Below are 23,038 nucleotides of genomic sequence, written 5' to 3'. Positions count from 1 at the left end.
CGTCAGTCCGTCACCAGGGCCAGTACGAAACCGTCGTACCCTTTCCCGCCCACGGTCTGCACGGCTGTCGCGGTCAACTTCGGGTGTTCCGCGACCAGTTCGGTGAACTTCCGGACTCCCTGGACGCGGGGGTCCGTGCTGTCGGCGTCGGTGACCGCGCCGTCGCGCACCACGTTGTCGCCGACGATGACGCTGCCGGGGCGGGTCAGCCGCAGGGCCCACTCCAGGTAGAGCGGGTTGGACGGCTTGTCCGCGTCGATGAAGACCAGGTCGAAGCGCGCGCCACCGAGCTCGGCGGCCAGCGCGGGCAGGGTGTCCGACGCCTTGCCCACCCGCAGGTCCACCACCTGGTCCAGGCCGGCGCCCGCGATGTTCGCCGCCGCCACCTCCGCGTGCCGTTCGTCCGCCTCCAGCGTCACCAGGCGGCCGCCCTCGGGCAGGGCGCGGGCGAGCCAGAGGGTGCTGTAGCCGCCGAGCGTGCCGATCTCCAGGATGCTGCGGGCGCCCTGGACGCGGGCGATCAGGTGCAGCAACTTGCCCTGGTTGGGCGCCACCTGGTGCGGCGGCAGGCCCGCCGCCTCGCTGCCCTCACCGGCCGCCCGCAGCGCCTCGTCCTCCTCCACCAGCAGGCCGTTGAAGTAGTCGTCGACGGCGGTCCAGGTCCGCTGCACCAGGGGTTCCCTTCGTCAGTCCTGCACGGTCCGAGTGCGTTCCCTATGGGAACTTACCCCGGTCCACCTGCCGAGTCCATCAACTTTTCACCCGGAACGTTGAGCAAGAACGGTCCCGCGTCCGTACTCCTGTGCGTCCGCCCCCCACCGGGCACAGCACATCGACACATCGGCGGAATCCCCGACCGGGCAGGAGGCACGGTGCCAATTTCGCGAAACATGATGGGAACCCTGTTCGTCGGAGGCGCGCTGACGCTGACACTCAGCGCGCTGGCCTACCCATCGATGCTCGGACTTGACACCGTGTCGACCTCGACCGACCGGATCATCGCCAACACCCAGTGGGGCCCCCTGACGGAAGGCGACCGCGCCTTCGTCGTGGCGGTGCGCGCGGCCGGTCTGTGGGAGTACCCGGTCGGGCAGATCGGGCTGCAGAAGGGGCAGAGCAAGGGCGTCATCACCGCCAGCAACCACCTGATCGACGGGCACGCGGCGCTGGACACCACGTGCCGCAAGATCGCGCCGATGCTGAACATCACGCTGCCCAACGTGGCCAGTCCGCAGCAGGAGGGGTTCGTCAACACGCTGAAGGCGGACCAGGGCAAGCAGTTCGACGTCGACTTCGCCAACATCCTGCGCATGACGCACGGTTCGATCTTCAACACGGTGGCGAAGGTCCGCTCGACGACGAAGAACACGCTGGTGCGCGCGCTGGCCGACCAGGCCAACGACACCGTCCTGGACCACATCACGGTGATGGAGCAGACCGGTCTGGTCGACTTCGACACCACGCTGTTCACCCAGACCACGCCGCCGAAGCTGCCCAAGTCGGACATGACCCCGCCGGTCCCGCCCGCCGGCCAGCCGCTCGTCGTGCTCACCCCGCCGCCGACCGCCACGGCCACCCCGGTGGACATCGGCGGCGCCGTGTCCGGCGGCTAGCCGCACACGGTTTCTAGGCCAGCCACACCGTCGTGTCCGGGCCCAGCCGCCCGTCGCCGTCGAGGGGCACGCTGCTCAGCAGCACCTCGCCCGGCGGCAGCGGAACCGGCGCGTCCGACAGGTTGGTCACGCACCGCCAGCCGTCGTGGCGGGCGAAGGCCAGCACGCCCGGCGGGGTGTCCTGCCGCCAGGTGAGCTCCTCGCCGTCGAGCAGTTTGCGGCGCAGGCGCAGGGCGGTGCGGTAGAGCTCCAGGGTGGAGCCCTGCACGCCCTCCTGGGCCTCGACGGCGTGCCGCGCGAAGTACGGCGGCTGCGGCAGCCAGGCCCCGGCCGCGCCGAAGCCGTAGGACGCGCCCGTCGTCGTCCACGGCAGCGGCACCCGGCAGCCGTCGCGGCCCTTGCGGACGCGGCCGGTCTGTTCCCAGAGCGGGTCCTGGAGCACCTCCACGGGCAGGTCGGCGACCTCGGGCAGGCCCAGCTCCTCCCCCTGGTAGACGTACGACGACCCCGGCAGCGCCAGCATCAGCAGCGTCGCCGCGCGGGCCCGCCGCAGACCGGCCGCCTCGTCGACGCGCGGGGCGTGGCCGCCGGAGAGGAGCCAGGCGTTGTCGTCCGTGCCCGGCGGCAGCATGAGGCGTGAGGCGTGGCGCAGGACGTCGTGGTTGGAGAGGACCCAGGTGGCCGAGGCGCCGACGGCGCGGGCGGTGGCCAGGGAGTCGGTGACGACCGTACGGATCTCCTCGGCGTCCCAGCTCGCCTGCAGATACTCGAAGTTGAACGCCTGGTTCAGTTCCTCGGGGCGGGCGTAGAGGGCGCGGCGGGCGCCCGGGACCCAGGCCTCGGCGACGGCCGTGCGGGGCGGGCTGTAGGAGTCGAGGACGCGGCGCCAGTCGCGGTAGATCTCGTGGACCTCGTCGCGGTCGTAGAAGGGGTGGGTGCCGGGGGGCAGGTGGGCGAGGGCGTCCTCGCCCACGAGTTCCGGTGCGCCCAGGTCGCGCAGGGGTTCGGCGAGGTCCTTGGCGAGGGCGTGGGCCACGTCCACGCGGAAGCCGTCGACACCCCGGTCGGACCAGAAGCGCAGGGTGGTGCGGAAGTCCTCGCGGACCTCCTCGTGGTCCCAGTTGAGGTCGGGCTGCTCCCGCGCGAACAGGTGCAGGTACCACTGGCCGTCGGGCACACGCTGCCAGGCGCTGCCGCCGAAGACCGACTGCCAGTCGGTGGGCGGGAGTTCACCGCCCGGGCCGCGTCCGTCGCGGAAGACGTAGCGCTCGCGGGCCGGGGAGCCGGGGCCGGCGGCCAGCGCCTCCTCGAACCACCGGTGCCGGTGGGAGGTGTGGTTGGGGACCAGGTCGACGATCACCTTCAGACCGAGGCGGTGGGCCTCGGCGGCCAGCGCGTCGAAGTCGGCCAGGGACCCCAGGCGCGGGTCCACGTCCCGGTGATCGGCGACGTCGTAGCCGCCGTCGGCCAGCTCGGAGGGGTAGAAGGGGGAGAGCCAGAGGGCGTCCACGCCGAGGCCGGCCAGGTGGGGCAGCCGGTCGGTGACGCCGCGCAGGTCCCCGAGCCCGTCGCCGTCGGCGTCGGCGAAGCTGCGCGGATAGACCTGGTAGACGACGGCCTGGCGCCACCAGTCGGCGCGGTGCGAGGAGAAGTCGGTCATGAGCCCATGTCTGTCCATGTTGCCCGGAAAGTGAACGTGCGAGCCGTTCGGAGTGGATCATTCCGCACGTGAGGGAGATGTGACGGAAGCTTGAACTCCCCAAGGTTTGACGCAGGTTGACAGCGGTCTGTGGTCCGCACGACGATGGGCCCACGCTGTGGCCCCTGTGACCGGAGGGCCTGGTGTTTCTTCTTCTGATCTGACCAATCAGCCCCGGCCATTCCGCTCTGGCCGATCAGTCCTGGCACTCGCCAAGAATGGGATACGCATGTCCATAGCGAGACGTGTCACCGTGCGCCGCCTGCTGGGGACGGGCGCCGCTTCGCTCACCCTGTGCGCCGCCTCCGTCGCCGCCGCCTCCGTCGCCTTCGCCGGTACCGGCACGCCCGGTGGCGACGGCTGGAAGTCCGGCGGCCAGTACCAGCCGGGGACGGGCGCGGGCACCGAGACGGGCACCGACCGCTGCCAGTTCTCCCTCGACGGCGCGCACTTCTTCGACTCCGTCCGGGTCGACGACCAGAACCTCAAGCCGAGCGAGGACGGCAAGATCCACGTCAAGGTCCGCGCGGCCGGTGACGCGTCCACGTGCACCGCCTCCCTCGCCTCCTACCTCGCCCACGGCTCCAGCTTCGGCACCTCCGGCGAGCAGGTCTTCCTCGACTTCGACACCGTGACGGTCAAGCCCGGCCAGACCGACACCCTCGACATCGCGGTGCCCGACGCGGGCTGCTTCGCGCAGATCGACCTCTACCGGGGCGCGGTCAAGTTCGACGGCGACCTCGACGCGAAGGACGGCTTCGTCCACGGGGACCTGCCCAAGGGGCCGGACCGTCCGGTCATCAAGGACAAGCTGATCGCTGCCTGGAACGGCGGCACGAAGGACTGCACGGTCACCGAGCAGCCGCCGTCGTCCCCGCCGGCCGGCGGCGGATCGTCGCCGTCGCCGTCCGCCTCCACCCCGTCGGAGCCGTCGAAGCCGTCGGAGCCTTCCGCGTCGGCGTCCGAGAGCACGTCCGCGTCGCCGTCCGCGCCGGAGTCGGAGTCGAGCACGCCCACGCCGTCCGCCTCCGAGTCGACGAGCGCCCCGGCCCCGACGCCGAACGGCGGCGGCGGTGACCTCGCCGAGACCGGCGCTGACGGCAACACCCCGCTCATCGCGGGCGGCGCGGCCGCGCTGCTGGCGGGCGGCGCGGCGATGGTCGTCGCCACGCGACGCCGCAAGGCGCTGCGCGGCTGAGACGGCTTGCCGACCGAGCTGCGCGCCCGGCTGAGCGGGCTGCACGGCTGAGCGGCCTGCTCGGCTGAGCGGCTCTGTGGCTGAGCTGCTGAGCGGCTGATTCGGTCGATGTGACGCGGGCCCGGGGGATGTCCTCGGGCCCGCGGTCCGTCTCCATCGGGGGGTCGGGGAGTCCGACGGGCCGGGAAGCGCGACGGGGCCCGGGAAGTGCGAGGGGGCCCTGGGACCCGGTGGGTCAGCCTTCCACCGCGGTCAGCCACAGCTTCACGTAGCGCTCCACGTCCACGTCCAACCCCACGTCCACGAGGGTCTGTTCGCGTACGCCCTCGTGGATCTCGGACTCACCCGGGCGGGGGCGGCGGTCGACGACCGTCTGGCCGCGGGCCGGGCCGGGGGCCAGCGAGACCTCCACCGGGAGGAGTTCCGTGGTCAGGCCCGCCGGATCGGCCACCGCGCAGACCGCGCCCGCGTCGCCGAGGCCGCCGGTGGGCGTGGGGTCCCCGGAGGTGGCCGGGTCGCGGTGGGCGAGCAGCTCGCCGGCCAGCCGGAGCCGGGGCTCCGTGCTCGCCCGCAGCCGCGCCACGTCCGCCGCCGGCACCAGGACCCGCTTGAAGACGTCCAGCCCGTACATGGTCATCGGCACGCCCGCCGTGAGCAGGATCGCGGCCGCCTCCGGGTCGTGCCACACGTTGAACTCCGCGACCGGCGTGGCGTTCCCGGTCGTCACCGCGCCCCCCATGAACACGATCCGCTCGATGTTGCGGGTCACCTCGGGGTGGGTGCGCAGCAGCAGGGCGATGTTCGTCAGCGGGGCGGTGGGGACGAGCGTGACCGGGCGCGGGGAGGCGAGGATCTCCCGGCGCAGCAGCGTGACCGCGTCCACGTCGACCGGCCTGCGGGTCGGGGCGGGCAGACCCAGGTCGCCCATGCCGTCCTGCCCGTGCACATGCCCCGCCGTGCGGACCGGTTCGATCAGCGGCCGCTCGGCGCCCCGGGCGACCGGGATGTCCCCGGCGCCCGCGTACTCCAGCACGGTCAGCGTGTTGCGGACCACGCCGTCCACGTCCGTGTTCCCGGCCACGCACGTCACCGCCCGCACGTCCAGGCCGGGATGGCGGACGGCGAACAGCAGGGCGAGGGCGTCGTCGACACCCGTGTCGCAGTCGATGATCACGGGGATGGGCTGCTCGGTCACCTTCGGGACTCCTTCCGCACCGCGTTCGCCGTCGTCCCCGACCCTATGCGGGGGCGATCACACCCACAGCCCGGTGCCGCGCGCCGCCACCCGCTGCCCGATCAGGCGGACCAGTTCGCCGGCGGCCAGCGCCCCGGGGCGGCGGCCGTCGCGCAGCCGGACGGCGGCCAGGTCGCCCCGCGCCTCCCGCTCCCCGATCACCGCCTGGTACGGCACCAGCCGCGCCGCCCGGACCCGGGCCCCCAGGCTGCCCCGGTCCGGCCCGGCGAGTTCGGCGCGGAGCCCGGCCGCCACCGCCCGCCGCACCAGCTCCGCCGCCTGCTCCTCCTGCGCTTGCGCCACCGGCAGCACGACCAGCTGGACCGGCGCCAGCCACACGGGGAACGCGCCGCCGTGTTCCTCGAGGAGATGCGCCACGGCCCGCTCCACGCTGCCGATGACACTGCGGTGCACCATCACCGGCCGGTGCTTCGCCCCGTCGGCGCCGATGTAGTGCAGGTCGAAGCGTTCGGGCTGGTGGAAGTCGATCTGGACGGTGGACAGGGTCGCCTCGCGGCCCGCGCGGTCGGTGATCTGCACGTCGATCTTCGGACCGTAGAAGGCGGCCTCGCCCTCGACGGCCTCGTAGGCGACGTCCGCCTGCCGCAGGACCTCCCGGAGCAGGTCGGTGGCACGCCGCCACAGCTCCGGGTCGGCGACGTACTTGCCGCCCTCGCCCGGCAGCGAGAGCCGGTACCGGGCCGGGCGGATCCCCAGGTCCGCGTAGGCCCGGCCGATGAGTTCCAGGGCTGACCCGGCCTCCTCGACGGCCTGCTCCAGGGTGCAGAAGACATGGGCGTCGTTGAGCTGGATGGCCCGTACCCGGGTCAGGCCACCGAGCACACCGGACGGCTCGGAACGGTACATTCCTCCCAACTCGGCGATGCGGAGCGGTAGTTCGCGGTAGCTGCGGGAGCGGGAGCGGTAGATGAGCGCGTGGTGGGGGCACAGGCTGGGGCGCAGCACGACCTGCTCGGCCCCCAGTTCCATCGGCGGGAACATGTCCTCGCTGTAGTGGTCCCAGTGACCCGAGATCTCGTACAGCTCGCGCTTGCCGAGGACCGGCGAGTACACGTGCCGGTAGCCGGCGGCGCGCTCGGCCTGCCGTACGTACTCCTCCAGGGTGTGGCGCACGATCGCGCCGTCCGGCAGCCAGTACGGCAGGCCCGCGCCCATCAGGGGGTCGGTGTCGAAGAGGCCGAGCTCGCGGCCCAGCCTCCGGTGGTCACGGCCGTGCCCGTCCCCCTGCTCCGAGCCCCGTTCTCGGACCGGGGCCTGGGCATCGGCCTGGTCCTGGCTCCCGGCATCGGCCCGGTGCCGGGCCTGGGCATCGGCCTGGTCCTGGTCCGGGTCCTGGGTATGGGACCGGGCGGGGGCAGGGTGGTGGGCCTGGGCCGGGTTCTGGTTCTGGATCGGGTCGTTCACGGGGGCTCCCTCGCTCGGGGCGGGGCGAGGGCCGGGGCACGGCGAAGCCCCGGGGCACTCGCCCCGGGGCTTCGGACTTCCAGTCCGTGGATCAGCGCGCCGGGACGGGGTCCGGCGTCGTCGTGAGGGACGGCTGGGCGCGCTGCATACCGGCGACCGTAGCAACGCGATCCCGCCCGTCGCGATCCGTTTTCCCGCGCGGGCCCCCGCCCGCGACACGGCCCCACCACCCGCCCGCACCAACGCCGTTAACCCGTACGGCCCGCCGCGCTGGTCGGCCCGGGGCACCGGTGTTGCCGTGAGAGGAGGCATCCGCGCGCACTCCTGGAGGCACCCCCCGATGGCCCGTCCCACCGTCCTCGCCTCCACGCTCCTCCTCGTCACCGCCGCCACCCTCACCAGCGGCTGCGCCACCCTCGGTCTGGAGCACCCGCCGACCGCCGCCCCGGCCACCCCGACGGTCGAGCGGTCGTCGGCCAAGCCCACCGCGCCCACCACCTCGCCCGTCCTCACCGAGGCGCAGGCGCGCGCCGCCCTCATCACCGACACCGATCTCGGCGCGCCCTGGACCCCGACCCGCGGCGCCGCCACCTGGCGCGACGGCATGCTCAAGGCGACCACCTCCACCCCCGACTGCCAGAAGCTCCTCGACGCCCTCTACGCCGACGAGCTGCTCGGCGCCCCCGCCCGCGCGGTCGTCGGACTCGACGACCCGGACGCCGGCGCCCAGCTGCGCTACCAGCTCAGCGGCGGCCGTCCGGCGGAGGTCGACGCCAGACTGACCTGGCTGAAGACGCTGCCGCAGAAGTGCGCCCGGTTCGCCGCCAAGGCGACCGGCGACACCGTGCTGGACGCACAGGTCTCCGAGCTGCCGCTGCCGGAGGTGGGCGACGTCCGTCAGGGCCTGCGCGTGACCCTGACGATCTGGGCGACGGCCGAGGACAACCCCGGCGGCGACCCGACCGCCCTCACCCTGGACGTCGCCGCCGTCCGGGTCGGCCAGGACTCCTTCGCCCTCACCAACGGCGGCCTGAACGACGCGCCGAACGCGGCGACCCAGGCCGCCGTCCAGCTCGGCGTCCGGCGGCTGGCGGACGTCAGACAGCAGGGGAAGGTGCAGGTCTAGGCGACGGTACGGGTCCGGGCACGAGGTGGAGCGCCGGGCAGGGGGACGGGTGGTGCTGCTCCTCACCTGCGGTGCCGCTCCTCACCTGCCCGGTGCGGGTGCCCGGCGGTTCACAGGAGCGGGTCGTCGAAGCGCGTCCGCAGGGCGACCACCTCGTGGGACAGGTCCAGCACCGTGCGGCTCCGCGCGAAGGCGTGGCCGCGCAGCAGCGACAGCGCCTCGTCCGCGGCGACGCCGAGCTGGGCCATCACCATCCCGACGGCCCGGTACACGTCGTCGTGATCGGTGGCCAGCGGGCTGAGCCAGCGGCCGACGTCGTCCGGGTCGTCCGACCCGGCCCTCGGGAGCGCCACCAGCGCGTCCGTCACGAGCTCGGCCACCACCCGCGCCGTGCGGACCTCCTCGGCGGCGAGCTCGCCGGGCACGTCCCGGTAGAGATCCAGGGTGCCCACGCACACCGCCGGGTGGCCCAGCGGCAGCGCGTACACCGACCGCACCCCGAGGGCCGCGACCTGCTGGGCGAACACCGGCCAGCGGGAGGCGTCCCGGATCGACATCAGGTCCGGGGCGGCGACCACCGCACCGGTGTCGGCCGCCTCGAAGCAGGGCCCGTCCCCCAGGCTGACCTGCATCTCCATCACATGGGCGGCCCGCTCGCCGCTCGCGCTCAGCGGCACCGGAATGCCGTCGCCGCGCAGTGACACGCTCGCCCCGCTCACCGGCAGCAGCCGTAGCACGGCGTCGCACAGCCGCTGCGGCACCTCCCGCGGACCGGCGCCCCGCATCTCCTCGGCGATGACCTCGGCGACCCGCTCCCGGTCCCGGCGGCCCATGGTCATCACCTGCCATCACCTCGGGCGAAGGGCTCGGCCCACCTCTCGTGGCACGCCGGGTACCCCCCGCTCAACGGCAGAACCCGCCTCGGCTACGCCTTCTCGTACGGATCCGCGGGCTGTTCCACCTGCGTGACCGTGGTGGCGTCCAGGGCCGGCGGCCAGGCCGCGTCGGAGCCCAGCTTTCCCTTCGGACGCCAGGTGCCGGTGACGGTGACCCAGGTGTCGGCGGGCAGGACGTCGTCGTCCGCGTCCCGGATCTCGACCTTGCCGGTGGTCGCGTCGGCGGCGCAGCAGGTCACGAGGAGGCGGGTGACGTACCAGGCGCCGTCGTCGCCGTGGGTGACGAAGCCGGTCAGGCGGACGGTACGGCCCTTCAGCGAGCGTCCGCTGTCGTAGATCGCGCGCGAGCTGAACTCGGCGACCGTCAGCTCGACGGGGTTCCCCGCCGGGAGCGCCGGGAAGGCCCCGACGCCCTGCGCGGCCCGCTGGGCGGCCTCGCGGCCGGCGCTGTAGGAGCCGAGGGCCGGGGGCGGGAAGAGGAGGAGGGCGAGGGCGGGGAGGGCGAGCAGCCAGGCGACGCGGGGCCCGGCGGGACCGTGGGAATGCCCCTCGTGACCGGTGAAGCCGTCGTCGTCCTCGTGCGGGACGCCGTCGTGCGGGACGCCGTCGTGAGGGGTGTCCTCGTCGTCCCCGTGCCCGTCGTCGGCGTCCCCGTGCGGGCGGTGGCGCAGGATCGCCGTCACGGCGCCCAGCAGCACCAGGGCGACCCCGGACACGATCAGGTACGGCCGCAGGCCCGCCTGCACATACCGCAGGTACAGGTCGCCGAAGAGGGTGATGCGCAGGACCGCGCCACCCGTCAGGAGGAGCAGCGCCGCCGGTCCGTACCGCCTCACAGCAGCCACCACCCCACGAGGACGCCGGCGGCCACGGCCACCACCCAGGTCGCCGACGCGAACCGCACGGCGAAGGACCGGCCGAAGGTGCCCGCCTGGAGGGCGAGCAGTTTCAGGTCCACCATCGGGCCCACCACCATGAAGGCCAGCTGCGCGGTGGACGGGAAGGCGCTCAGGGAAGCGGCTACGAAGGCGTCGGCCTCGCTGCACACGCACAGCACGACGGCCAGGACCGCCAGCAGCGCCACCGCGAGCCAGGGCGACCCGGTGAAGACGTCGAGGACCGAGCGCGGGACGGCGATGTTGAAGGTCGCCGCGGCCGCCGCGCCCAGCACCAGGAAGCCGCCCGCGTGCAGGAAGTCGTGCTGCAGGCCGGTGAGGAAGGCGCGGACGCCGGTGGTGTGGGCCGAGGGGGCGCCGCGCCCCGGCAGCCGCAGCCACTTCTCCTTCCCGAACCGCACCCACAGCCAGCCCATCACCACGGCGGTGCCGAGCGAGGCGAGCAGCCGGGCCAGGACCATCTCCGGCCGGCCCGGGAAGGCGATGGAGGTCGCGACGAGCACGACCGGGTTGATCGCGGGCGCGGACAGCAGGAAGGCGAGGGCGGCCGCCGGGGCGACCCCGCGCCGCATCAGGCTCCCCGCCACCGGCACGGAAGCGCACTCGCAGCCGGGCAGCACGACCCCGGCGAGCCCGGCCACCGGCACGGCGAGCGCGGGGTTGCGCGGCAGGACCCGTTGGAACACCCGGTCCGGCACGAACGCGCCGATCGCCGCCGAGACGACCGTGCCCAGCAGGAGGAAGGGCACTCCCTGGACGGCGACGGCGGTGAACACCGTCCACCAGGCGGCCACCGGCGGGGTGTAGAGGTCGAGCGCGAGCGTCGGCCCGAGAACGGACACGACCGTCGCGATGGCGGCGAGCGCGGCGCCGCCGAGCACGGCGTACACGGACGCGCGCACGACGACCCGCAGGCCGTCGGCCACAGTCCGTTGATTCTCCACGCCCCGCAAACTAACGGCGACGCCTGTGCCCGACCGTCCGCTTTCCCAGGAGAACGCTGTGACTGCCCGAGGCTCTCCCGGGCGAAGGCGGCGACCACCGGTGACGGCGGCTCGCCCGGGCGACGGCCGGAACCACGGCTTTCCCCCGGCGACGGCCGGGACCACGGCTTTCCCGGGCGAGGGCTCGCGCCTACAGGGGCGGCTGCGCGGGGGCCGGCCCCAGCGTCGTGGTCCCGGGCGCCGTCCGGTGCCCGAGCCCCGTCCGGTACGCGTCCAGCGCCGCCTCCACCCGGCCCGTACGGCGCAGCAGATCCCCCAGCATCCGGCACAGGTCGGCGAGATCCCCCGCCGCCCCCGCCCGCTCCAGCAGGCTGAGCGCGCGCACGTAGTGCTCCTCCGCCGCCTCCGTGTCCCGCGCGTCCTCGGCGATGATCCCGAGCAGCCGGTGCGCCCCCGCGGAATGCACGGCGCCGCGCTCGGGCGACAGCTCCCCGAGGACGGTGTGCAGCAGCGCGGCGGCCTCCTCCGACTTGCCCCGCCGGTGCAGGACGTCGGCCAGCTCGACGGCGACCTGACTGCTGTAGAGGGCGGCGCGCTGCGCCGAGAGCATGGCCTGGGCCTGCTTCAACTCGTCCTCGGCCCGCTCCAGTTCGCCGTTCTGCGCGGAGACGTAGCCGCGCATCCAGTGACAGTTGGCGAGCTCGGTGCGGAGCTGGAGCTGACGGTAGAGCTCGGACGCCTTGGCCAGCGAGGCGTCCGCCTCCGCGAGGCGGCCCTCGGCGAGCAGGGTGCGGGCGACGGACCGGTGCATCCGGGCGACCAGCGCGGGGTCGCCGACCTGGGGCGCGAGGGCGAGGGCGAACTCGGCGGCCTGCGCGGCGCGGGCCTGGGCTCCCATGTCCATGTACGGGCCGATGACGGAGGCGTAGAGCAGGAGCAGCGCGTCGGGATCGTGCAGACCGCCCCGGTTCAGCTCGTCGAGGGTCGACTCGAGCAGGTAGACGGCGTAGCGGAGTTCACCGGTGAGGTAGTGGGCGACGGCCCGGCCGCGCAGGGCGGGGACGCGGGCGGGGAGCGGTGCGTGCGCGAGGGCGGCCTCGGCGCGCTCGAAGCAGCGCAGGGCCGTGTCCAGGTCCCCCGTGTCGATCCCGCACTCCCCGAGGCCGAGCAGCGCGGTGGCCTGCTCCTCTGCCAGCCCGTGCTCCTGCGCCTCCGCGAGCAGCGCGGTGTACTGGAGGGCCGCCTCCTCGGCCGCCCCGGTGGCCAGCGCCCGCTGAGCCTCGGTGAGACGCAGCCGCAGGTCGGTGACGAGGCGGGCGGGCCGGCCGGTCGCCAGCTCCTCGAAGTCGACGCCGAGCCGCTCGGCGATGTGCTTGAGCGCCTCGTCGGAGGGCCGCACCCGGCCGGCCTCCAACGTCGAGACATAGGCCGGGGTGTACGTCGGCTCGGCCAACTGCCGCTGTGTCAGGCCCCGTTCGACCCGCAGCCGCTGTACTCGCCGACCGACGACCTCCGGCTCGTCCCGCTCTCCCACGCCCGGCTCCCCCAACTACCCCTGTGCCTCTTGCCGTTGGACTATCTCAGCCCCTAGGTTAAACGGCGAGTTAAGCATGCTTAATAGCTGGCTGACGTGAGTTTCGCAGTCGCAGACGTTGCGAGGTAGCCGTGCCCGGACGCACATCCGCACGACCTTCCGCGCCCTTTGTCAGGGCCGTCGCCGCGGCGGTCCTGGCCGTGACGGCCCTGATCACCGCGGCCAACGCGGGTCCCGCCAGAGCGACGGACGACGCGGGCCCGGCCTCCCCCTCCCCGGCGGCCCGGCACGAGACCGCGGAAGGCCGCTAGGACGTACGGCGGCGCGTCCTCCCCGGACTTCCGCCCTCCCTGGACTTCCACCGAGGGCTTCCTTCTCGGGCATCCACCGAGGGCTTCCTTCTCGGGCATCCGCCCAGGGCTTCCTTCTCGGGCGTCTGCCTCAGGCGTCTGCCTCGGACGCCTCCCCGGGCAGCCGCCTCGGACGCCCTCCCCGGGGACCCGCCCCAGGGCTTTCGCCCGCACCTCCGCCCCCGGAACGGCGTCGCGATCCGCGCCGCTTCCTTCCCGGCGGCTCAGCCCTGCGTCTGGAGCTGCCGCAACTGCTGCCGGACATGGTCCAGCGCGCCCTCGCGACGGCCCGGTACCCGGCCGCGCAGCTGCGCGATCGCGGGGCCCAGGGCGCGAGCCCGCCGCACCTCGGGGATCCGCCCCCACTGGTGGTGCGCACGGTCGACCGCCGCCTCCACGGCGGGCGCGTCGACCGGCTGCCCGGCCTCCAGCCGAGCGACGGCGACCGCCATCCAGGTCCGGCAACTGCGCTCGGCGTCCCCCGCGAACATCGCCAGATCCGCCCGCACCTCACCCCAGTGCAGCGCCTCCTCGGACCCGACCCCGCACGAAACGGCCGCCGCCTGCTCCAGGCGGGCCGCGAGAGCATCGGCATCACCGTGCCGCCCGGCCCGCACGGCGGTGGAGATGGCGGCATGGGGGTCGGCGGGCAGGCCGGGAGTCATGGGCGTGGCGGGAGCGGCGGTCGCTTCGGGAGCGGCGGTCACGTCGGGGGAAGCGGTCGCGGCGGGGGCGGCGGTCACGTCGGGGGAAGCGGAGCCGCTGGTCTCGTCCGGGGCGGCGGATTCGCCGCGAGGCGCGGGCAGGGCCGAGATGCCGGGATCTCCGGTGACCGCTGAGACACCGGAAGCGTCGGACACGGCCCGGGCGGGAAGCGCCCCCGAGGCCACGGGCCCGCCCGACCCGGTCGGCACGCCGGAAGTCCCCCGAGCGACCGACGCGAGCGGGGCGCCCGAGCCGACGGCTTCGCCGGACCCGGCAGGCACGCTGAAGCCGGCCGGGGCGAGCGAAGCGAGCCGGGCACCCGAGACCACCGGCCCACCGGCCACGGCGAGCACGCCGGGAACCGCAGGCCCGCCAGGGACCGCAAGGGGGCCGGGGGCCGCAAGGGGGCCGGGGGCCGCGGGTGGGAGCGGGGCGGGCTGGGCGGGGGATTCGACGGGGGTGAAAGGGGTGACTGCGGTGGTCGGCGTGGCCGGGGCGGTGGGGGTGTGCCACGGGGTGAGCACCAGGTCGCCCACCTCGCCGTCGGTGGCGATGCGGGCCAGCGCCGCCTGGTGCAGCCGGTCGAGCGCCGGACGGCCTCCGCTGCGCAGTATCGTCGCGACCGCCCGCATGTAGGACGGCACGGCGACGGCCCGGCGGCCCGGCGGCGGCGCGATCCGCCCGTAGACGGTGACCGCGGGCCCGCAGTCCAGGGTGTTCGCCCGCAGCCAGTCCCAGGTCTCCGGGTCCGCGCGCAGATCCAGCACCACGGTCGTGGAACCGGGCGCCCGCAGCCGCAGCTCCTCCCGGAACCAGTGCCACGGGAACGCCGTGTACCGCACGGTCGGGGGCGTCGTACGGGCGAGCGCCAGGTGGGGGAGCCGTTGACGGCGGTCGAGCTGGAGCTGACCGGCGACGAACAGGGTGAGCGGCCCGGGGGCCACCGCGGCGGCCCGCAGCCGGGTGAGGACGGCCTGCGGGTCCAGCGGATCGGCCAGTTCGACGACGTTCGCGGTGTCGGTGCCGGCCAGCACGGGAGGCGGTACGGCGGCGAGGACGGGGAGCACGGAGGCCGCGTCCACCAGACATCCCTTGCCCATGGGCGAGGCCGCGAGCAGCAGCACGGTTCCGGGCATGGTCCCCTCCCGCATGGTCCCCTCCCCTGTCGATCACGTACGTCAGCACCGTAACCGCTGCGGGTGCACAGGGGAGCCTCAGGCCTGCAAACGTCCCTCTACGGGGCCTTCGTCGGGCGGCCACGGCGGCAGGGGCGGCACAGGCGCCCCGGGCGTCACAGGTGTCAGGGGCCGCACCGCGAAGACCGTCGTGTCGTCGGCGAGACGCCCGCGGCAGTGCCGCAGCGTGCCGTCCCGTACGAAGGCCACCAGCCGGCCCGGCTCGGCCGTCCGCGGGTCCCGGGCGAGGCCGGCCGCGATCTCCTCGGCCAGCGGATAGAACTCACCGGCGCCGTCCCGCGCCTCGGTCACCCCGTCGGTGACCAGCAGCAGCGTCTCGCCGGGGCTCACGGCCACCCGCAGCACGGGCGGGGGTCCCGCGTTCCGCGCGACGAGCTCACCGAGGCCGAGGGGGAGGCCCTCGCCGTTCGGCAGGGTCCGTACGCCCTCCGCCCCGCCGACCGCGAGCGCCGGCTCGTGCCCGAACCCGACGATCTCGACCACGCCCTGCTCCGCTGCGGCCGACCTGTCGGCCCCGTCCGCCCCTTCCGACCTGTCGGACCCGTCCGCCCCGTCCGTCTCACTCTTCCCGGTCGTCCCGTCCGGCCCGCCCACGCCATTTCCGTGGCCGGGGAAACCGATCAGCAGGGCCGTGGCGAACCGGTCGCCGTCCGCCCGGCCGAGCGCCGCGGTGTGCGCACGGTGCCGTCGCATCCGGGTCTCCAGCCGGCCGGCCACCGTCGCCAGATCCGCCTCGTGGTACGCGGCCTCGCGGAAGGTGCCCAGCAGTGCGGCGGCCGCCTCCACCGCGCCCAGCCCCTTGCCCTGCACGTCGCCGAGGAGGACCCGGGTGCCGTGCGGGCCGGGCTGGATGTCGTAGAAATCGCCGCCCACCCGGGCCTCCGCGTCGGCGGCCAGGTAGACCGCCGCGTGGTCGAGGCCGCCCCAGCGCGGCGGCAGCGGGCGCAGCACCGTGCGGCGGGTCGTCTCGGCGATGTGCATCATGTGCACCATCCGCCGCTCGCCGCGCACCCGGACCGCCGCGGCGAGCACCGACAGCGCGCCGCCGACGAGCACCAGCACGAAGTCGGCCGGGCCCTCCCGGTACTCGGACGGCCAGGCGGCGTCGCTGGTGGCGTAGGTGAGCAGGGCGAGCGCCGCGAAGAGCGCCGTCGTCCACACCCCGCACAGCGCGGCGGCGATGGCGGCGACGAACACGCACCAGGAGACGATGCGGAACTCGCCGGTGGTGTTGAAGTCGGCGTAGGTGATGGCGACGAGCACCACCAGCGGCACGAGCCAGGTGACGCTGCGGCCCCGGATCTGGAGCAGCTGATGCCGCTGGAGGACGTCCCGTCGCCGGGCCCGCGGATAGCGGTCGAGCAGGCCGTGACCGCCGGACTCCATGAGGTCAGCGAAGCACGGCGGCGCGGCGCCCGCATCCGGGAACCGGCGGACGGACCCGGCGCGGGAATCCCGCGCACCCGACTTGCCACCGCCCCCGGCCAGGTGTGCCCTGGAAGGCGGGGGGCGAGGAGAGAGGAGTGCTCTCATGGCTCATGCGGCACCCGCGTCAGGTGTACGGACACCGTCGGCACGGTCCCGGACACCCGACGTCCTGAGCGAACGGGCCCACCGGGCCGCGGAGTGGACGACACCCGTGGCGCTGGGGCTCGTCTACGGCTACTGGGTCGCGGCCAACAACCGCTCCGGAGGCCCCATCACCGGCTGGAACCTCCTGCTCGGCTTCGTGAGCGCGATCGTGTTCGCGGCCCTGTGGATGGGCATCCACGCCCTGGCCCCGCACATGCGGCGCGAGCTGCACGCCCTGCTGTGGACGGCGTTCGCGGGCTGCGCCTTCGGCTTCCTCTACAGCGAGACGGGCGCGAGCATCCTGCGCTCCGTGGGGATGTCCCTCGCGGTCTCGGCAGGCGTCTTCATCACGCTGTTCTACCGCTTCTACACGCAGGAGGACGCGGCGGGACACCGTATCCGCTGATCCGCCCGACGACAGCGTCCGCCCCAGGACGCACACGGGCCCCGGCGTTGTACGCCGGGGCCCGTGCCTTCCCTCATCCCTCCACTCACCGGCCGACCGGGACCCACTCCCAGTCACCCGACGAGGTTCCTGTGGTGCCGGTGGCACTGAAGCTCCAGGAGCCGGAGAAGCTGAACGTCCCGGAGGCCGAGACGCCGAACGAGCTGTTGGTGAACGGGTCGTCCCAGTTGGTCCAGTCGCCGTCCTTCCAGCGCGGGCACGGGTCGGCGCAGTCGGGCACCCGTGCGCCGCCGGTGTCCACGAAGACGGCGCTCGCCCAGCCCTGGGCGCCGAAGAGCCAGTACCAGTCCGGGTCGCCGTTGACGCTCTGGCCCTTGACCTTGCACTGCACACGGTCGTGGCTGCCGGGCGCGAGCGTCGCGACGACGGGCGAGCGGGTGGTGGGTTCCTGTCGCACACTCAGGTCGGAGCGGGAGACGACGGTGCCCCGGATCGAGCCGTTCCCGTCGTCGCCGCTGGTCGAAGGGGCTGCCGCCGCGGTGGTTCCCAGTGCCGCGCCGGCGAGGGTGCCACCGGCGAGGAGGGCCGCGGCCAGAGTCCGCAGGGCCAAAGTGGTGCGCATGATCGACCTCCTTCTCCCCAGAACCAGGAAACACCCGTTCGGGTGAACCCTCCACCGGAGGGCGTCGCCAGGCCGTCGTCGGCACGGCTCCGGACGCCACCCGGACGGCCGTCATGGGCTCGCGTTCCCGGCCCGGACCCCGTTGCCTGGAGGGGTGTCCCGTAGCCTGCGGACCGCCCTCTCGGCCGTCCTCGTCGCGCTCTCCTGCCTGCTCGTGCCGCTCGGCGCGGTCGCGGCCTGGGCGGCGTACGGCCTCACCGACACCCGCGGCTACGTCGCCACGATGGCGCCGCTCGCCTCCGACCCCGCCGTACGGAACGCCGTCGCGGACACGGTGGGTGACGGAGTGGCACGCGAGGCGGGGATGAACCCGCTCTTCCTGCGGGACGCGGTCCGCTCCTTCACCGCCACCCGCGCCTACCGCACGGCCTGGGACGCGGGCAACGAGGCGGCCCACACGGCCGTGATGAGCGCGCTGAACGACGAGAGCGCCGATCGCGACGCCCGCCCGGTGACCGTGGACATCGCGGCCGTCACCGCTCCGCTGAAGCGGCAACTGACCGCCGACCACATGCCGTTCGCCGACCGTGTGCCGGTGGAGCACACCCGTGTCGCACTCCTCCCGCCGGCCGGACTGGCCGCTCTCCGGAAGGGCTATCACGTGCTCGACCTCGCCGGATTCTGGCTGCCCCTGGCAGCCGTCGTGTTCGCGATCGCCGGTGTCTCCGTGGCGGTCTCCCGCCGCCGGGCGGTCACGGCGACCGCGCTCGGCATCGCCCTGGGCGGCGCGCTGCTGGGTCTCGCCGTCGCGATCGCCCGCCGTCTGACCCTCTCCGACCTCCCCGACGCGTCCCACCGCCCGGCCGCGGGCGCGGTGTACGACGCCCTCACCGCGACCCTGCGGACGGCCTCCTGGCTGCTGCTCGCGCTGGGCCTGACGGTGGCGGCGGCGACCTGGCTCATCCGCCGGCGCTCCCCGGCGGCCCGGCTGCTGCGACGGCGGCGAGTGTGCGCAGCGCCCGTGCCAGCTCCGCCTCCGGAGCCGACGCGAGTCCGAGCCTGACCGCGTCCGGGGTGCGGTGCGGGTCGACGGCGAAGGCGGTCCCCGGGGTCACCGCGATGCCGTGCGCGGCGGCGGCGGCCGTGAAGGTGTCGGCCCGCCAGGGCGCGGGCAGCTCCCACCAGGCGAAGCAGGCGCGCGGATCGGTCCGTACCGTGCTCGCCGCGCGCTCCGCGCCGAGGCGTTCGGCGAGCCGCCCGGTGAGGTGCTCGGCGAGGATCGCCTGCCGGCGGGCGGCGTCCGCCCGCTTCGCCTCGACGAGCCGCCGCACCACCCCGTCCCGCGTCCACCGCACGGCCGCCTCCAGCGCGAACCGGCCCGCGCTCCACCCACCGGAACGCACCGCCGCGCCCACGGCCTCCGTCCGTCCCTCCGGTACGACGAGGAAGCCGACGGTCAGTCCCGGCGCGACCCGCTTGGACAGCCCGTCGACGACGTGCGTGAGCCCGGGGGCGTGCGCGGCGAAGGCGGCGGCGTCCGGACACAGGAAGGACCAGATGCGGTCCTCGACGACCGGCAGCCCCCACTCGTCGACGAGAGCGCCCAGTTCGCGCCGCCGCCGCTCGCTCATGGTCGAGGACGTCGGGTTGTGGAGCGTCGGCTGGAGGTAGAGGGCGGAGAGCGGAGTGGCACGGTGGACGGCGGCGAGGGCGTCCGGCCGCACCCCTTCCGCATCGCCCGCGAGCGGGACGAGCACCAGCCCCAGCCGTCCGGCGATCTCCTTGACCAGCGGATAGGTGAGTTCCTCCACCCCGACCCGGCCGCCCGGCCTGACCAGGGACGCGAGGGCGGCGGCGATGGCCTGCCGGGCGTTGCCGGTGAACAGCAACCGGGCGGGGTCCGGCCGCCAGCCGGGCAGCGCGAGGAGCCGGGCGGCACTCTCGCGGGCGGCCGCGGTCCCGTCGGCGGCCCCCGGACGCAGGGCGTCCGTCAGCACGTCGGCCCGCAGCAGCGGCGCGAGGGAGGCCGCGACGAGCTCCGACTGGCCTTCCGCCGAGGGGTAGTTGAGTTCGAGGTTGACGGGCGCCGAGGTGGCCTTCTCGATGAGCGCCCGTCCCTGGGCGACGGCCGGCACGGCCCGCACGAAGGTCCCCCGCCCCACCTCGCCCACCACGAGTCCGCGCCGCACGAGTTCGCCGTAGACCCGTCCGGCCGTCGAGGGCGCGATGCGGTGCCGTCGGGCGAACCACCGTTGCGGGGGCAGCTGTTGGCCGGGGCGGAGCCGCCCGTCGGAGATGTCCGCGGCGATGCGGTCGGCGATGCGCCGGAAGTCGGCCATGAGGTCCCGGGACCCTTCCGTCGTCCGTGCCCCGATCCGGATTGCACCGAGGGCAAAGATCTTATTGCACCGAGAAGTCGGCCCGCCCTACTGTCGGCCCCATGGCACCCTTCCTCGCATACGAGGACAAAGGCACGGATACGCCCCCGGCGCTCCCCCTCGTCCTCGTCCACGGCCACCCCTTCGACCGCACCATGTGGGCCCCGCAGATCGAGGCGTTCTCCGCCACCCGCCGCGTGATCGCCCCCGACCTGCGCGGCTACGGCGCGTCCCCGGTGGTCCCCGGCATCACGCCGCTCGCCGACTTCGCCGGGGACATCGCGGCCCTCCTGGACGAACTGAAGGTGGACACGTTCGTGCTGGCCGGGCTGTCGATGGGCGGCCAGATCGCGATGGACCTCTGCCGGCAGTTCCCCGACCGCGTCCGCGGCCTGGTCCTCGCCGACACCTTCCCGGCCCCGGAGCCCCCCGGCGGCAGGCGGGCACGCAACGAGATGGCCGACCGCCTGCTCGCGGAGGGCATGCGGGGCTACGCCGACGAGGTCCTGGAGAAGATGGTCGCCCCGTACGCGGCCCCCGAGGTGAAGGCCCACGTCCACCGGATGATGACGTCGACGTCTCCCGAGGGCGCCGCCGCCGCACTGCGGGGCCGGGCCGAACGCCCCGACTACCGGCCCCTGCTGACCCGCGTCGCCGTCCCCGCCCTGGTCGTGGTCGGCGCGGACGACGAGTACACCCCGGTGTCGGACGCGGAGGCGATGCACGCGGCGCTCCCGCACTCCGAGCTGCGGATCGTCGAGGGCGCGGCCCACCTGCCCAACCTGGAGCGGGCGGACGAGTTCAACCGGGTGCTCGCGGAGTTCCTGGCGAGGACCGGGGCGTAGCCGTCGCCGGGACGAGGCCGAGCGCGGACGACTCCTCGGCGCCCGGTGCGCCGGGCTGCTGCCGGCCGGGGTGGGCGTGGTCGTCGGCTGCCGGATCGCCGACGCCGGCGCCGTACCCCCGTACCGCAGCTGCTCGCCTTCCTGCCGAGGCTGACCGTGCCCGCCGGGGCCGCCGTCGCCCTCTCGCTGCTCAACCGCCCGCCGGCCGGGACGCTCTGGGGACGGTCGCGCTCGGGCTGATCGCCCGGTGCGCCACGCCGTACGGGACGGCGGAGCAGCCGGACGGGCCGGTACTCGCGCGGCTGCGGGGCTGACGTCGAACGTCTCCACCAGCGCTGACGGCCCGGGGGCGGCGGCCGGGGGCGACCGGCCGGGGTGGGGTGCGGGGTGGGGTGCGGGGGCGGGGCGCCCGGGGCGGGGTGCCCATAATGAGCGCATGTCCCGCGAGTTCCCCATCGGCCTCATCCCTCCCGACTGGCTGGTCCGGAACCTCCGCTCCCAGCAGTCCGCCGTCAACCGGCCCGCCGTCGCCCGCGCCGCGCTCGCCATGACGCTGCCGCTGCTGATCGGCCTCGCCGCGGGGCACCCCGCGTACGGCGCGCTCGCCTCGATGGGCGCCCTGTCCGGTGTCATCGGCGACACCGCCGACGCCTACCGCATGCGGATCATGAACATCGCGATCCCGCAGCTCTTCGGGGCGGTCGGCGTCACCCTGGGATCCCTCGTGTACGGGCGCGGGTGGCTCGCGGTGGCCGTCGTCACCGGTGTGGCACTGGTCTCCGGGATGATCTCGACGATCGGGGCCGTGGCGTCCGTGTCCGGGCTGCTGCTCCTGCTCAACTCCGTGGTGGGAGCCGGGCTGTCGATGCCGGGGGAGTGGTGGCTCGCGCCGCTCCTGATGACCGGCGGCGGGCTGCTCGTGCTGCTCCTCGCCCTGCTGGCCTGGCCGCTGCGCTCCGGGGTGCCGGAACGCACGGCGGTCGCCGCCGCCTATCGCGCGGTCGCCGATCTGCTGGCCGCCTGCGGCAGCCGGGTCCCCGGGGCGTACGAGGACGCCCGGCACACCGTCACCCAGTCCCTCAACCAGTCCTACGACCTCGTCCTCGCCCGCCGGACCGGCCAGCACGGCCGCAGCGCCGACCTGACCGTGCTGGTCGCCGAGCTGAACGCCATCACCCCGGTGGTGGAGGCGGCCCCCGCGGCCCATCTGGACGGCCGCCCGCTCCCGCCGGAGGTCCCCGAGGCCGTACTCCATCTCGCGCGGGCCGTGGAGACCGGCTTCACCGGGCCGATAGGGCTCCGGCTGCCCGAGCCCGGCTCCGAGACCGCCCGCGCCGTCGACCACGCCCTGCGGCACGCCGCCGAGGTGGTGGCCGCCCCCGACCCCGATCCCCGCGGCGCCGACGACCGGCTCGGCCGTCCGGCCGCCCTGCGGGTCCGTGCCGCCCGCGCCACCCGCGACGTCGCCCTCTCCGCCGCGTCCTGGCGCTACGGCCTGCGGCTGGCCCTGTGCATCGGTCTCGCCCAGGTGCTGGTCTCCATCGTCCCGGTGCCGCGCTCCTACTGGGTGGCCCTGACGATCACCTTCGTGATGAAGCCCGACTTCGGCTCGGTGTTCTCACGGGCGCTGCTGCGCGCCCTCGGCACCGTGGCCGGCCTGGTGGTCGCGGCGGCGGTCCTGTCCCAGGTGCCGCGCGGCTACTGGGACGTGCCGACGATGCTGCTGCTCGCCTCGCTGATCCCGGCCCTGACCCCCCGCGGGTACGGCTACCAGACCGCGGCGATCACCCCGGTGATCCTGCTGCTGTCGGACGTCCTCAACCACCAGGGCACGGCCCTGCTGCTCCCCCGCCTGCTGGACTCGCTGATCGGCTGCGGCATCGCGCTCGTGGCGGGCTACCTGCTGTGGCCGGAGAGCTGGCACACCAGGGTCGGCGACCGGCTGGCGGACGCCGTCGCCGACACGGCCCGCTACGTCGACGCGGCCTTCGGCCCGGCCGTCGACCCCGCCGCACGCGCCCGGATGCGCCGCCGTCTCTACCGCGACCTGTCCGTCATCCGCACGGAGTTCCAGCGCGCCCTGACCGAGCCCCCGCCCACCGGACGCCGGGCGGCGGCCTGGTGGCCGCTGGTCGTCGCGGTGGAACGCATCGTGGACGCGACGACGGCGGCCCGGGTCCGGGTGAAACACGGAGCCGGACCGCCGTCGTCGCGCGAGGTCGGTCATGTCACGCTCCAGTTGCGGGAACTGGCCGACGGCCTGCGCGACACGGATGTGCTGTACCCCGTGCGCACCGACCTGACCGGCCCGCCCGGCAGCGTCCTGGAGCCGCTGCGCCAGGAGGTCGCGGCGGCGAGGGCGATCGCCTCGCCGCACGCGGACGACCGGCGCGGCTAGC

Annotated in this window: 19 protein-coding genes; 7 read left to right on the top strand and 12 right to left on the bottom strand. The window is 74.6% G+C overall.

From position 1 onward, the window contains the following. Nucleotides 1-2: 2 nt before the first annotated feature. Nucleotides 3-674: an O-methyltransferase gene (locus tag J2X68_RS32315; RefSeq protein ID WP_310436224.1), complete on the bottom strand. Its 672-nt coding sequence runs from the start codon at nt 672-674 to the stop codon at nt 3-5. Nucleotides 675-893: 219 nt separating this feature from the next. Between J2X68_RS32315 and J2X68_RS32310 the strand changes: the two genes are divergently transcribed. Beyond that, nucleotides 894-1,613 carry a DUF4142 domain-containing protein gene (locus J2X68_RS32310; protein ID WP_310436223.1) on the top strand — a complete coding sequence of 240 codons (720 nt, stop codon included), beginning with the start codon at nt 894-896 and terminating at the stop codon, nt 1,611-1,613. A gap of 13 nt (nt 1,614-1,626) precedes the next feature. Here the strand turns inward: J2X68_RS32310 and J2X68_RS32305 are convergent, their stop codons facing one another. Next, on the bottom strand, nt 1,627-3,273 hold the full coding sequence (locus J2X68_RS32305) for a glycoside hydrolase family 13 protein (RefSeq protein WP_310436156.1): 1,647 nt from the start codon (nt 3,271-3,273) through the stop codon (nt 1,627-1,629). Between the two features lie 268 nt (nt 3,274-3,541). Here J2X68_RS32305 and J2X68_RS32300 point away from each other — a divergent pair, with 268 nt between their 5' ends. Next, a complete protein-coding gene (locus J2X68_RS32300; RefSeq protein WP_310436155.1) occupies nt 3,542-4,510 on the top strand; it encodes an LAETG motif-containing sortase-dependent surface protein in 969 nt (322 codons plus the stop codon). Nucleotides 4,511-4,745: 235 nt separating this feature from the next. On the opposite strand, the gene J2X68_RS32295 is transcribed toward J2X68_RS32300, so the two are convergent. After that, nucleotides 4,746-5,705: a nucleoside hydrolase gene (locus J2X68_RS32295; protein ID WP_310436154.1), complete on the bottom strand. Its 960-nt coding sequence runs from the start codon at nt 5,703-5,705 to the stop codon at nt 4,746-4,748. 57 nt (nt 5,706-5,762) lie between these two features. Then, complete coding sequence (gene thrS / locus J2X68_RS32290; protein ID WP_310436153.1) at nt 5,763-7,169, bottom strand: threonine--tRNA ligase; 1,407 nt, start codon at nt 7,167-7,169, stop codon at nt 5,763-5,765. 340 nt (nt 7,170-7,509) lie between these two features. On the opposite strand from thrS, the gene J2X68_RS32285 reads away from it, so the two are divergent. Continuing rightward, nucleotides 7,510-8,295: a hypothetical protein gene (locus J2X68_RS32285; RefSeq protein ID WP_310436152.1), complete on the top strand. Its 786-nt coding sequence runs from the start codon at nt 7,510-7,512 to the stop codon at nt 8,293-8,295. Nucleotides 8,296-8,405: 110 nt separating this feature from the next. Here the strand turns inward: J2X68_RS32285 and J2X68_RS32280 are convergent, their stop codons facing one another. From J2X68_RS32280 to J2X68_RS32255, 6 genes are all read right to left on the bottom strand, one after another. Continuing rightward, nucleotides 8,406-9,134 (bottom strand): GAF and ANTAR domain-containing protein, encoded by a 729-nt coding sequence (locus J2X68_RS32280; protein WP_310436151.1) that lies wholly within the window; start codon nt 9,132-9,134, stop codon nt 8,406-8,408. A gap of 86 nt (nt 9,135-9,220) precedes the next feature. After that, complete coding sequence (locus J2X68_RS32275; protein ID WP_310436150.1) at nt 9,221-10,027, bottom strand: TIGR03943 family putative permease subunit; 807 nt, start codon at nt 10,025-10,027, stop codon at nt 9,221-9,223. Next, a complete protein-coding gene (locus J2X68_RS32270) occupies nt 10,024-11,031 on the bottom strand; it encodes a permease (RefSeq protein ID WP_310436149.1) in 1,008 nt (335 codons plus the stop codon). Before J2X68_RS32270 ends, J2X68_RS32275 begins: the two co-directional genes overlap by 4 nt. Before the next feature lie 190 nt (nt 11,032-11,221). Continuing rightward, nucleotides 11,222-12,565, bottom strand: coding sequence for a helix-turn-helix domain-containing protein (locus tag J2X68_RS32265; RefSeq protein WP_310436148.1), 1,344 nt, complete (start codon nt 12,563-12,565; stop codon nt 11,222-11,224). Nucleotides 12,566-13,139: 574 nt separating this feature from the next. Continuing rightward, entirely contained in the window at nt 13,140-14,756 is a 1,617-nt protein-coding gene (locus J2X68_RS32260; RefSeq protein ID WP_310436147.1) for a hypothetical protein, read from the bottom strand. A gap of 78 nt (nt 14,757-14,834) precedes the next feature. Beyond that, the gene (locus tag J2X68_RS32255; protein WP_310436146.1) at nt 14,835-16,202 is read right to left on the bottom strand and encodes a PP2C family protein-serine/threonine phosphatase; all 1,368 of its coding nucleotides are present in this window, start codon (nt 16,200-16,202) and stop codon (nt 14,835-14,837) included. Between the two features lie 145 nt (nt 16,203-16,347). On the opposite strand from J2X68_RS32255, the gene J2X68_RS32250 reads away from it, so the two are divergent. Further along, nucleotides 16,348-16,794: a hypothetical protein gene (locus J2X68_RS32250; RefSeq protein WP_310436145.1), complete on the top strand. Its 447-nt coding sequence runs from the start codon at nt 16,348-16,350 to the stop codon at nt 16,792-16,794. Nucleotides 16,795-16,879: 85 nt separating this feature from the next. Here the strand turns inward: J2X68_RS32250 and J2X68_RS32245 are convergent, their stop codons facing one another. Then, complete coding sequence (locus tag J2X68_RS32245) at nt 16,880-17,416, bottom strand: SH3 domain-containing protein (RefSeq protein WP_310436144.1); 537 nt, start codon at nt 17,414-17,416, stop codon at nt 16,880-16,882. Between the two features lie 154 nt (nt 17,417-17,570). Here J2X68_RS32245 and J2X68_RS32240 point away from each other — a divergent pair, with 154 nt between their 5' ends. Then, nucleotides 17,571-18,479 (top strand): hypothetical protein, encoded by a 909-nt coding sequence (locus J2X68_RS32240; protein WP_310436143.1) that lies wholly within the window; start codon nt 17,571-17,573, stop codon nt 18,477-18,479. Here the strand turns inward: J2X68_RS32240 and J2X68_RS32235 are convergent. Next, nucleotides 18,376-19,755, bottom strand: a complete 1,380-nt coding sequence (locus J2X68_RS32235; protein ID WP_310436142.1) for a PLP-dependent aminotransferase family protein — start codon at nt 19,753-19,755, stop codon at nt 18,376-18,378. The genes J2X68_RS32240 and J2X68_RS32235 overlap by 104 nt on opposite strands. A gap of 101 nt (nt 19,756-19,856) precedes the next feature. On the opposite strand from J2X68_RS32235, the gene J2X68_RS32230 reads away from it, so the two are divergent. Together J2X68_RS32230 and J2X68_RS32225 are read left to right on the top strand one after the other, a co-directional pair. Then, complete coding sequence (locus J2X68_RS32230) at nt 19,857-20,639, top strand: alpha/beta hydrolase (protein WP_310436141.1); 783 nt, start codon at nt 19,857-19,859, stop codon at nt 20,637-20,639. 436 nt (nt 20,640-21,075) lie between these two features. Next, entirely contained in the window at nt 21,076-23,037 is a 1,962-nt protein-coding gene (locus J2X68_RS32225) for an FUSC family protein (RefSeq protein ID WP_310436140.1), read from the top strand. Nucleotide 23,038 lies beyond the last annotated feature (1 nt).

Source organism: Streptomyces sp. 3330 (assembly GCF_031456635.1).
GTDB lineage: Bacteria > Actinomycetota > Actinomycetes > Streptomycetales > Streptomycetaceae > Streptomyces.
Note: the sequence above shows the minus strand (reverse complement) of the source record. Positions and strands in the feature narration are given on the sequence as shown.

Bases quoted from the DNA above. Each gene is read 5' to 3' on its own strand.
- J2X68_RS32310 (WP_310436223.1), top strand. From the start codon at position 894: ATGGGAACCCTGTTCGTCGGAGGCGCGCTGACGCTGACACTCAGCGCG.
- J2X68_RS32305 (WP_310436156.1), bottom strand. From the start codon at position 3,273: ATGACCGACTTCTCCTCGCACCGCGCCGACTGGTGGCGCCAGGCCGTC.
- J2X68_RS32300 (WP_310436155.1), top strand. From the start codon at position 3,542: ATGTCCATAGCGAGACGTGTCACCGTGCGCCGCCTGCTGGGGACGGGC.
- J2X68_RS32285 (WP_310436152.1), top strand. From the start codon at position 7,510: ATGGCCCGTCCCACCGTCCTCGCCTCCACGCTCCTCCTCGTCACCGCC.
- J2X68_RS32280 (WP_310436151.1), bottom strand. From the start codon at position 9,134: ATGACCATGGGCCGCCGGGACCGGGAGCGGGTCGCCGAGGTCATCGCC.
- J2X68_RS32260 (WP_310436147.1), bottom strand. From the start codon at position 14,756: ATGCCCGGAACCGTGCTGCTGCTCGCGGCCTCGCCCATGGGCAAGGGA.
- J2X68_RS32255 (WP_310436146.1), bottom strand. From the start codon at position 16,202: ATGGAGTCCGGCGGTCACGGCCTGCTCGACCGCTATCCGCGGGCCCGG.
- J2X68_RS32250 (WP_310436145.1), top strand. From the start codon at position 16,348: ATGGCTCATGCGGCACCCGCGTCAGGTGTACGGACACCGTCGGCACGG.
- J2X68_RS32245 (WP_310436144.1), bottom strand. From the start codon at position 17,416: ATGCGCACCACTTTGGCCCTGCGGACTCTGGCCGCGGCCCTCCTCGCC.
- J2X68_RS32235 (WP_310436142.1), bottom strand. From the start codon at position 19,755: ATGGCCGACTTCCGGCGCATCGCCGACCGCATCGCCGCGGACATCTCC.
- J2X68_RS32230 (WP_310436141.1), top strand. From the start codon at position 19,857: ATGGCACCCTTCCTCGCATACGAGGACAAAGGCACGGATACGCCCCCG.
- J2X68_RS32225 (WP_310436140.1), top strand. From the start codon at position 21,076: ATGTCCCGCGAGTTCCCCATCGGCCTCATCCCTCCCGACTGGCTGGTC.